This is a genomic window from Halalkalibacter kiskunsagensis (assembly GCF_037027555.1).
In the GTDB taxonomy this organism is placed as follows: domain Bacteria; phylum Bacillota; class Bacilli; order Bacillales; family Bacillaceae_D; genus Halalkalibacter; species Halalkalibacter kiskunsagensis.
The window spans coordinates 23,401-32,938 of record NZ_JAXBLX010000050.1; the positions used below are offsets into that span (position 1 = coordinate 23,401).

Here is a 9,538-nt window from a genome sequence, read left to right on the forward strand (position 1 = left end):
GCAAATAAAATAGCTTAAATTCCCCTTCTTGTATGGTCGATAGAAAAATTCACTCATAGATCATTTCCCCCCTCTTTGACAACTCCTTTTCCAAGATCTTTATGAAATCTTCATTCATATCATAATCAATTGCTTTGTTGTATGCATCTATTAAGATTTCATCATTCACATAATTTAACAAAGAATACTGTCTCCTTTTTTTGTTTAGTAAACCATTAAAACCTCTTCATTTGTTGGTATCGCAGAAATGGCTCCTACTCTCGTACAAACGATTGCTCCTACCTTATTACTGAGTGTCGTGATCTTTTTGATTTGGTCAAAGTCCCCTATTGTTTTCTTTGGTTCTTCTTCCTTAACTAATTGAAAGAGCATAGCACCGACAAAGGCGTCGCCTGCACCTGTAGAATCTATTGAAGTAACTTTTATACTAGGAATGATCTCTTGCTTTTCTCCATTCGAAATCAGTGTTCCGTTTTCCCCTAATGTCACAGCAACTAAGCATGCTCCTAGTTGATGGAGAACTTGAACACCTTTTGTTAACTCGTCAGCACCAGAAATGATGCTTAGTTCTTCATCACTGACTTTGACAAAATCAGCTAGGGCGATTCCTTGCTTAACGAGATCCACAAAAATGGATTCTCTTCCTTTCCAGAGGTCTGAGCGATAATTAGGGTCAAATGAGATAAACTGCCCTTCTTTTTTAGCCGATTGGATCGAGTTCAAATAAGTAGAACGAAACGGGTCTTCTAATAGAGCTGTCGCTGAACCGAAGTGCAAAATGCTCGCTTCTTTTAGTTTGTCTTGATCTAGCTCTTCTTCAGATAAAAAGGCATCAGCCCCTCGATTAAAAACAAAATCTCTTTCTCCATTCTCCTTTAATGAGACAAATGCTAACGTTGTAGGATTTTCATCATCTAACACAAGCATTGATGTATCCACCTTTACGTCATCTAGTGTCTTTTTTTAAAAGTGACCAAACGGATCATTCCCAACTTTCCCACTAAACATTGCCGACAGCAGGTGCTAAAAATACATACAGCATATAATTATTCTTAATATAGTTTAGAGGGCTTTGTTTCTTTTTGGTTACATTAGGAACCTTATTAGAAGAAACACCAGCAACCTTAACCGGCGAGCCCAACTCTTTAGCCATGAAAACCCCTCCTTAAGTAATAGATTTATCTTTTGCTAACTCTTGAATCTTGGAAACTCTTATTCCTCCTACCTTTTTCGATTTGCATCAATGTTTCAAAAAAGCTGTAATCCTTGTGTTTAAAGTAAGGTACCGCTCTTTTGTCTTTAATTTAGCAAAATGTTTTAAGAATATATTTCAATATTTTTGGTTTAACTTGTTTAATATTTCCAGCATCTGAAAACGGTTGCAGAAATTAGACATAAAAAATCCCCTAGTTGCTAACTAGAGGACTTCACTTTATTCAACTGCTTCATTCAAGGTAAACTCTTTTCTCGGCAACGAGTACGATGAAGGCTCGTTAACCATAGATGTTGCGTTCAAATGGGCTACTCTTAAACCAGATTATTCGCGATGGTATATGGCAAGAAGAATGGAGACAATCCGAACATTCGCAAAGTATATTTGTGTTATGGATCCCATGGCTCAGATGCCTCCAAAAGGGATGTTTGGAAAATGTCACGGGCGGACAACTCCATACATCTTCACTGAACAAGAAATATGTATTTTAATGCAAGCTTCTATGGAATTATATGAACCTGACGGTCTTAGATCTAAGACAATCTCAACTGCAATTGGCCTTTTATGGTCTACAGGGATGCGGCCAAATGAAGTATGTCAATTAATGGACGACGATGTTGATTTAAATAATGGCTTAATTGCCATAAGGGAGACTAAGTTTTCAAAAAGCCGTATGATCCCGATTCATGAAACGACCACTTCAAAACTCAGATCATATGTAAATGATAGGGACAGACTAAGAAAAGACTTTTCAGAACGTTATTTCCTTATTAACTACAGACAGCCGCAAACTGGCATTACGTAATTTTGAAAATGCTTTACAAGTAATTAGAGATCAACTATTGATAGATAAAAAAGAATGGAATAGACGTCCCCCGAGACTGTATGATATTCGTCATACATTTGCATGCAACACACTGCTATGCTGGCTTAATGGTGGTATAAACATAGATAGGCAGATAATATACCTTTCCACCTATCTTGGCCATGTAAAAGTAGAAGATACCTATTGGTATCTTACAGGAACACCTGAGTTATTACAGTTTACTTCTGGGAGTTTTGAAAAATACTTCTATGAAGGTGGTGTCAGCGATGAAGAGTAATGATTTCCAGGGTCTGCTTCAAAACTTTTTCCTAAAATGGATGATGAGTCAGAAGAAAGTATCCCCTTCTACTATCCAAGCATATAAGGATAGTTTTCGTATTCTTTTAAAATATTTGCACGAAGAACATGGAGTTAAAGCAAGTTCTATAAACATGGAAGGAATAAATGCAGATGCTATTATAGGATTCTTGCATTACCTGGAACATAATAGAAAAAATTCGTATAAGACGGTAAATAATAGGCTCGCGGCAATAAAATCGTTTATGGAATATGTATCCTACGAATCCCCAGAGTATTCAGGAACTGTACGAAAAATAAAGGCGATACCCTTCCGAAAAGTAGAAAAGAAAGAAATCTGCTATCTCACCAAGGCGGAGATCGATTCCTTACTTAAGCTTGCGAAACCAAAGATCTTGAAGGAAGGCGTGATTATCTTATATTGCTACTCCTTTATAATTCAGGAATGCCAAAATGTTAAGGGTCTTTTTAATATCCTTTGGTAAAAATTTATGTATTTTTCTTCCCCTCTTTTTCAGTTGACTTTTCACCCCATTGGAATCAAATAGGATTAATCCATCTTTTAAATTGTAATACTTGAGAAAGGAAAGTAACTCTGAAATCGCTAAAGCTTCGGCAACGTTATTATCGGATTCATCAATAACAATACGTTTGCTTATAATGCTTTTATCTTCAAAAACGATTACGAAAGCCAAAAATGCTTTATTGTTTTTAACCGATGCATCTGTGTATGCGAGAAACATTATTCCCCCTCCAACTTTACTGCTTTCTATCATAATACTATACTAAAACACTTTTTGCAATAAGTTAATTGAATGTTCTGATAACTCGCTAACACACTAACACACCAATAAATAAACTTTTATCAAATATATAAGGTATCAGTTCAAGACATTTAAAACTATTTCAATATATCAATGCAGTTGTGATTGAAATGTATACCAATATTACCCTTATAATGTACTATCCTTGCTCCTTAACAATTATGTAGTTTGAAAGTGGTATTAACCTCTATTTAGCATAAAGAAAAAGAACAGTCATTGACTGCTCCTTTTCCCTTCTTCATACATCTAGATAATTTAACGGATTATATTTATCATTTTGCTCTCTCAATTCATTTCCCCACATAGCAACATACCTCATTGTGACAGTAATGTTTTGGTGTCGCATTAGTTTCTGTATTGCAAAAGCACTCATCCCAGACATTGCAAGGCGATGGCAAAACGTGTGTCGGAAAGTATGTGCCGATACTCTAACGTCTTTGAAGTTCATTTTCTTTTGTAAATGACTAAAAACAAGCATGATTGCGTTTTGTGTCATCTGAGTATTATCTCGTTTGACAAAAACATATTTGCTCAAATTGCCCCAGTGCTGTTTGCAAAACGTATTATAACCAGATAATTCCTTTGAGAGTTTACTCGTAATGGGTATTGTTTCTTTCCTTCGTGTTTTCCCAAAAACTGAGATATTATGGTTAACAAAGTCAATATCATCCCAAGTCAGATTAATTATTTCCCCCCTCCTTATTCCTGTACCGAGTATCAGAACAATCATCATATAGTCTCGATAAGCAAAGTAACTCTTTTCACGCTGCTTAATACGTCTGTAGAAACTCAGCATTTGTCTAATTTGCTCGTCAGTGAACACATCAATTCTCACATCTTCCTTTTGTCTTTTCACCTTATGTGCTGGATTATTCTTGATTACCTCACATTCAACCATATAGTTTAGAAACGCCCTAATCCTCATGAGTTTTGTGTTAATTGTTCCAGCTTGGTTTCCTTTCTCTTGGCACACCCATAAATATTGTTTAATGTGACTGTAGTTAATGTCTTCAACATTAACTACTTCATTGTCAATGCAATAACTAATAAATTCTCCAAGTAACGTCTGATAATTTCTTATGTTCGTCTTGGTTGTGTTCTTAAATCTCCTATCATCCAAAAAGTCTTGAAAAGCAAATTTTAACAACATAAAAAGACTACCTCCTTAAAATTAGGAAGTAGTCTATACTTTAGAAATAAATCATTTACGTGACTGGTTCTCAGAAAGGGTGAAAAATAGCTTTAACTATTTCACAGATGCTTGGCTTAAAAGCCTTACATCATGCCGCCCATTCCACCCATACCGCCCATGCCGCCCATGTCAGGCATGCCGCCGCCTTCGTTTTCCTCAGGCTTATCAGCGATTACAGCTTCAGTTGTTAAGAACATAGCTGATACACTTGCAGCGTGTTGAAGTGCAGAACGTGTAACTTTTGTTGGGTCAACGATACCAGCTTCAACCATGTTTACCCACTCGCCAGTTGCAGCGTTAAACCCTTGGCCAACTGCTTCGCCTTTAAGACGCTCAACGATTACAGATCCTTCAAGACCCGCGTTGTGTGCAATTTGACGTACTGGCTCTTCAAGAGCACGAAGAACGATGTTCACACCAGTTGCTTCGTCGCCATCAGCTTGAACAGCTTGAACAGCTTTGATTACATTAATAAGTGCAGTACCACCACCTGCTACGATACCTTCTTCAACCGCAGCACGAGTAGAGTTTAATGCATCTTCAATGCGTAGCTTACGTTCTTTTAATTCTGTTTCAGTTGCAGCACCAACTTTAAGAACCGCTACACCACCAGCAAGCTTAGCCAGGCGCTCTTGTAGCTTTTCCTTGTCAAACTCAGATGTAGTTTCTTCAAGTTGAGCTTTGATTTGGTTAACGCGAGCAGCGATTTGATCTGCTTGGCCAGCACCTTCAACAACTGTTGTATTTTCTTTTGTTACAACAACTTTACTTGCGCGGCCAAGTTGATCAATTGTTGCAGACTTAAGGTCAAGACCTAGGTCTTCTGTGATTACTTCTCCACCTGTAAGTGTTGCAATGTCTTCAAGCATCGCTTTACGGCGGTCACCAAAGCCAGGTGCTTTAACAGCTACAGCGTTGAATGTACCACGTAATTTGTTCACAACAAGTGTTGCAAGTGCTTCACCTTCAACATCTTCAGCGATGATAAGGATTGGCTTACCTTGTTGAACAACTTGCTCAAGAACAGGAAGAACTTCTTGAATGTTAGAGATCTTCTTGTCTGTGATAAGAACGTAAGGATTATCAAGAACCGCTTCCATCTTATCAGAGTCTGTTACCATGTAAGGAGATGCGTATCCACGATCGAATTGCATACCTTCTACTACTTCTAGCTCAGTAGAGAACCCTTTTGACTCTTCGATTGTAATAACACCATCGTTACCAACACGGTCCATTGCTTCAGCAATGATTTGACCTACTTCTTCGTCAGCAGAAGAAATTGCAGCAACTTGTGCAATTGAAGCTTTTCCTTCGATTGGCTTAGAAATGTTCTTAAGCTCAGTAACCGCTGCAGCAGTTGCTTTTTCGATTCCCTTACGGATTACCATCGGGTTCGCACCAGATGTAACATTTTTAAGACCTTCACGGATCATTGCTTGAGCAAGAACTGTCGCAGTTGTTGTACCGTCCCCTGCGATATCATTTGTTTTGCTAGCTACTTCCGCAACAAGCTTTGCACCCATGTTTTCGAATGCATCTTCAAGTTCGATTTCTTTAGCAATTGTAACACCATCATTTGTAATTAATGGAGAACCAAATTTCTTTTCAAGAACAACGTTACGTCCTTTTGGTCCAAGCGTTACTTTCACAGCGTTTGCAAGTGCATCTACACCACGAAGCATTGAGCGACGTGCATCTTCACTAAACTTAATATCCTTTGCCATGATTTGTACCTCCTACGATTTATATTATTATGTAGAGACTAAGCTCTTTTTTTATTTTCCAATAATTGCAAGAATATCGCTCTCACGTAGAATCAAATATTCTTTGCCTTCGTACTTCACTTCAGTACCTGCATACTTTGAAAAGATGATAGCGTCTCCTGCACTTACTTCAAGAGCAACTTTTTCACCGTTGTCAGTCACACGACCAGTTCCAACAGCTACCACTTTTCCTTCTTGAGGCTTTTCCTTTGCAGAATCTGGTAACACAATCCCGCTTGCAGTTTTTTCCTCTAATTCAACTAATTCAATTACAACACGATCACCTAATGGCTTTAACAAGGAAAACACCCTCCTTCAAGACCTTTGATTATTTTATTATTAGCACTCGTTATACTTGAGTGCTAACACAATTATTATAATAAGCATTACTGGGTATATTTGCAAGCATTTTGCAAAAAAAAAATTGTTTTTTTATCCGGGTTCATTTTATGTGACTAACGCTATCTATTCAATACTATATAAAAGACTGTTCTAAAGTAAGGAAAACAAGATAGACACACATAAACAATTGTGTAGTTACATAACGTAATATGACTGAGCCACGTCCAAACCTTCATTATCATATCCAAAAAAGAAATCCTTATTCACATTATTTTCGATATTAGGACAAGGCTTCCCTTCAGCTTTTCTAGATTACTTATGGTAAAATATGAAGATGCTTTTTAGGAAAAAAAAACATAAGCTGAAACTTTTGACAAAGGGGTATTTTACATTGAATAAACGTTATTGGTGGATTCTAATTACATATGCATTAATGCAGTTTTCTGCTGTTCCAGGAGTGTTGCTCCTCAGAGAACTCGGAGTTCCATTGGACCGAATTCCTGGACTGTGGAGCATGTTTAGTTTCAGTATAGGCTTACTTATTATCATTTTTTTACTTCTTCCCGATATTCGAAATAGACACTCCGCCCGTAATCGTTCTTCTAAAGGAGAAGCGATTCGCTGGGCAATCATCGGTGTATTTCTTGTTTTTGCAGCTCAGTATGCGGCAGCTTTAATCGAAATGTTTGTACTCGGAATTGAGCCAGGATCAGAAAACACCGAGACCATTGTTGAGTTTGCTAAAGCGTTTCCTGCGTTTATTCTTGTTATTTCTGTTATTGGTCCAATCCTCGAAGAGATCGTGTTTCGCTTAGTTATTTTTGGAGCACTCTATAAACGATTTAATTTCTGGATATCCGGTATTTTAAGTTCTTTAATTTTCGCTGCTGTCCATATGGACTTTACACACTTACTTGTATACACAGCAATGGGGTTAGTCTTTGCCTTTTTATATGTGAAAACGAAACGCATCCTTGTACCAATTATTGCTCATGTTGCGATTAACCTTTTTGTATCGGTCGTTAACGTCTTATTAGCAGATCAAATAGAAGAATGGATGGAACACCTTGAGCAGCTAGAACAAACATCATTTATTATTGGAGGATTACTATGAGAGCATCTCCCATTACAATGGCGCTCCTCTACTTTTCTATAGGCGTTTTGCTCGTTTTTTTTGCCATTCAAAATGTAAGCACGTCTGGTTGGAATTTCTGGAGCTATTTAATTGTTTCGTTTGCAGCAATTGATTTCATGATTGCTTATCGCTTTTATCGTTTACGAAAAGTCATTAAACAGCTTCAAAACCAAAATAAAAAGAAAAAATGAACAAAAGAGAGTGATTCACCGTACCATATTACATGAGCCACTCTCTTTTTTAATTTTCACTTTTATATCGTTTGTCTTCTTTTCTTGCTGCTCTCTCTAGGAAGAACGCTACTGGAATGGTTAATGTGGTTAGTATCGCAATAACGAGAAAACCTTCATTAATAGCCTGGAGACTTGCTTCTTCAAATGAACTATCTGTCACTGCTAATTGTCCTCTTCTCACTTCATAATAAATGGAAACAAAAACAATTCCTAACGCTGAACTCATCTGTCTAATTACATTATTCATTGCTGATCCACGCGAGATTAAGTGGCTCGGAATCGCATTCATCCCCGTTGTCGTTGAGGGCATACTACTAAGCCCCATTCCAATTCCTCGAATCGCCATCCATACAAAAACAACGGCTAGAGATGTATCAATATTTAAGAATCCTAAAGGAAATGTTCCAATTGCGAGAATGATAAGCCCTGTTGAAATGACACCAGTGGCCCCTTTTCGATCAAGAATTCTGCCTCCTATACTCATGAAAATCCCTGTTAACAACGCCGATGGCAAAAAGATCAAGCCTGTCATAATAGGTCCAAGGCCATATACTTGTTGAATTAACAATGGAATTAAAAACAGTCCTGCAAACAATCCGACTGATGTCATACTGGCAATAACCATGCTAAACGTGTACGGAGACACTCGAAACAAAGCTAAGTCTAACAATGGTTGTTCTTCTCTTCGCTCAATTTGCACAAAAATACACAATAAAATAACGCCTACTATAATAAGTACAAGATTGATTGGCTCCGTCAAATGAGCAAGATTTGACATTCTTCCTAACGCATATAAAATTGAACCAACACCAAATGTAATCGTTATAAACCCATAGCGGTCAAAAGTGACATGACGATCAGCGGACGTTTTCGGCAAATAAAGAAAGGCAATCCAAAGTCCGAGCAAGCCAAACGGAACATTTACAAGAAATAAGTATGTCCAATTTAACGTTTCAAGCAAAAATCCACCAAACGTTGGTCCAATCGTTGGCGCCATCATTGCTGATATTCCCCAAACGCCTGTTGCGAGACCACGTTCTTTTCTAGGGAAGGCTTCAAAAATAAGAGCCATGGAAAGTGGCATCATAACTCCGCCACCTATGCCTTGCAACCCTCTAAAAGCGATCAGTGAGCTTAAGTTCCAAGAAAAAGATCCGAGTAGTGAACCTAAAGTAAAAATCGCTAATCCTAGTAAATACAATTTCTTTTTCCCAAATCGATCCCCTAAATAACCGGTTACCGGTACCGTCATCCCCATCGTGACCATAAAAATTGTAATGACCCATCCCGTTGCCACTGCATCGCTTTCAAAAACAGTCATTAGTTGCGGGACAGCGGGGTTTAACATGCTATTATTTAAGATCATTGTGAACGAACCTAGTAAAACGGCTACAACTACCATCCATTTTTCTGGTATATTCATCTTTTCATTCTCACACCATTTCGTCTTTCGAAATAATCACTTACCTATTTTATCATGAAATTTCGCGTAGTGACAATGGATCAATTAGTTGTATTATTAGTTCTCAATCAGTCGTTATAGTAAGTTAAGCCATCATCAGCCCTGTAAACAATCTCTTAACTTCAAGATTGTAAGACCCCGCAACAAAAAAAGAGCCAAACCCAATGCCTCTTTGTAATATGGTACCTGTAGTTAGGACACTTGAAAAAGAGTGTTTTATCTACAGGTATTTTTTTATATACTTGAATTTC

Annotated in this window: 12 protein-coding genes and 1 pseudogene; 5 read left to right on the forward strand and 8 right to left on the reverse strand. The window is 37.6% G+C overall.

Features of this window, described 5'->3' with window-relative positions:
* Positions 1–49: 49 nt before the first annotated feature.
* From sda to SLH51_RS20720, 3 genes and pseudogenes are all read right to left on the reverse strand, one after another.
* Positions 50–169, reverse strand: coding sequence for a sporulation histidine kinase inhibitor Sda (sda, locus tag SLH51_RS24545; RefSeq protein ID WP_390184017.1), 120 nt, complete (start codon positions 167–169; stop codon positions 50–52).
* A 35-nt stretch (positions 170–204) separates the two neighbouring features.
* Positions 205–1,020, reverse strand: a pseudogene (locus tag SLH51_RS20715) (carbohydrate kinase family protein).
* Positions 1,001–1,153 (reverse strand): hypothetical protein, encoded by a 153-nt coding sequence (locus SLH51_RS20720; RefSeq protein ID WP_335963429.1) that lies wholly within the window; start codon positions 1,151–1,153, stop codon positions 1,001–1,003. Before SLH51_RS20720 ends, SLH51_RS20715 begins: the two are co-directional and overlap by 20 nt.
* A gap of 400 nt (positions 1,154–1,553) precedes the next feature.
* Here SLH51_RS20720 and SLH51_RS20725 point away from each other — a divergent pair, with 400 nt between their 5' ends.
* Genes SLH51_RS20725 through SLH51_RS24550 form a run of 3 tightly spaced genes read left to right on the forward strand, consistent with a single transcriptional unit; the run spans position 1,554 to position 2,821 of the window.
* Positions 1,554–2,018, forward strand: coding sequence for a tyrosine-type recombinase/integrase (locus tag SLH51_RS20725; RefSeq protein WP_335963430.1), 465 nt, complete (start codon positions 1,554–1,556; stop codon positions 2,016–2,018).
* Positions 2,019–2,055: 37 nt separating this feature from the next.
* Positions 2,056–2,316 (forward strand): site-specific integrase, encoded by a 261-nt coding sequence (locus tag SLH51_RS20730; RefSeq protein ID WP_335963431.1) that lies wholly within the window; start codon positions 2,056–2,058, stop codon positions 2,314–2,316.
* Between the two features lie 40 nt (positions 2,317–2,356).
* Complete coding sequence (locus SLH51_RS24550) at positions 2,357–2,821, forward strand: site-specific integrase (RefSeq protein WP_472779953.1); 465 nt, start codon at positions 2,357–2,359, stop codon at positions 2,819–2,821.
* Here SLH51_RS24550 and SLH51_RS20735 read toward each other — a convergent pair.
* The 4 genes from SLH51_RS20735 to groES form a co-directional block, all read right to left on the reverse strand.
* Positions 2,753–3,079, reverse strand: coding sequence for a hypothetical protein (locus SLH51_RS20735; protein ID WP_335963432.1), 327 nt, complete (start codon positions 3,077–3,079; stop codon positions 2,753–2,755). The genes SLH51_RS24550 and SLH51_RS20735 overlap by 69 nt on opposite strands.
* Before the next feature lie 319 nt (positions 3,080–3,398).
* Positions 3,399–4,310, reverse strand: coding sequence for a tyrosine-type recombinase/integrase (locus SLH51_RS20740; RefSeq protein WP_335963433.1), 912 nt, complete (start codon positions 4,308–4,310; stop codon positions 3,399–3,401).
* Between the two features lie 125 nt (positions 4,311–4,435).
* A complete protein-coding gene (gene groL, locus SLH51_RS20745) occupies positions 4,436–6,076 on the reverse strand; it encodes a chaperonin GroEL (protein ID WP_335963434.1) in 1,641 nt (546 codons plus the stop codon).
* A gap of 51 nt (positions 6,077–6,127) precedes the next feature.
* The gene (groES, locus tag SLH51_RS20750) at positions 6,128–6,415 is read right to left on the reverse strand and encodes a co-chaperone GroES (protein ID WP_335963436.1); all 288 of its coding nucleotides are present in this window, start codon (positions 6,413–6,415) and stop codon (positions 6,128–6,130) included.
* 433 nt (positions 6,416–6,848) lie between these two features.
* Between groES and SLH51_RS20755 the strand changes: the two genes are divergently transcribed.
* On the forward strand, positions 6,849–7,571 hold the full coding sequence (locus SLH51_RS20755) for a CPBP family intramembrane glutamic endopeptidase (RefSeq protein WP_335963437.1): 723 nt from the start codon (positions 6,849–6,851) through the stop codon (positions 7,569–7,571).
* Entirely contained in the window at positions 7,568–7,783 is a 216-nt protein-coding gene (locus SLH51_RS20760) for a YdiK family protein (RefSeq protein WP_335963438.1), read from the forward strand. Before SLH51_RS20755 ends, SLH51_RS20760 begins: the two co-directional genes overlap by 4 nt.
* A 49-nt stretch (positions 7,784–7,832) precedes the next feature.
* Here the strand turns inward: SLH51_RS20760 and SLH51_RS20765 are convergent, their stop codons facing one another.
* Positions 7,833–9,248 (reverse strand): MDR family MFS transporter, encoded by a 1,416-nt coding sequence (locus SLH51_RS20765; protein ID WP_335963439.1) that lies wholly within the window; start codon positions 9,246–9,248, stop codon positions 7,833–7,835.
* Between the last annotated feature and the right edge of the window lie 290 nt (positions 9,249–9,538).

Coding starts and splice junctions, on each gene's coding strand:
- SLH51_RS20720 (WP_335963429.1), bottom strand. CDS start 1,153: ATGGCTAAAGAGTTGGGCTCGCCGGTTAAGGTTGCTGGTGTTTCTTCT.
- SLH51_RS20725 (WP_335963430.1), top strand. CDS start 1,554: ATGGCAAGAAGAATGGAGACAATCCGAACATTCGCAAAGTATATTTGT.
- SLH51_RS24550 (WP_472779953.1), top strand. CDS start 2,357: ATGATGAGTCAGAAGAAAGTATCCCCTTCTACTATCCAAGCATATAAG.
- SLH51_RS20735 (WP_335963432.1), bottom strand. CDS start 3,079: ATGTTTCTCGCATACACAGATGCATCGGTTAAAAACAATAAAGCATTT.
- SLH51_RS20740 (WP_335963433.1), bottom strand. CDS start 4,310: ATGTTGTTAAAATTTGCTTTTCAAGACTTTTTGGATGATAGGAGATTT.
- groL (WP_335963434.1), bottom strand. CDS start 6,076: ATGGCAAAGGATATTAAGTTTAGTGAAGATGCACGTCGCTCAATGCTT.
- SLH51_RS20760 (WP_335963438.1), top strand. CDS start 7,568: ATGAGAGCATCTCCCATTACAATGGCGCTCCTCTACTTTTCTATAGGC.
- SLH51_RS20765 (WP_335963439.1), bottom strand. CDS start 9,248: ATGAATATACCAGAAAAATGGATGGTAGTTGTAGCCGTTTTACTAGGT.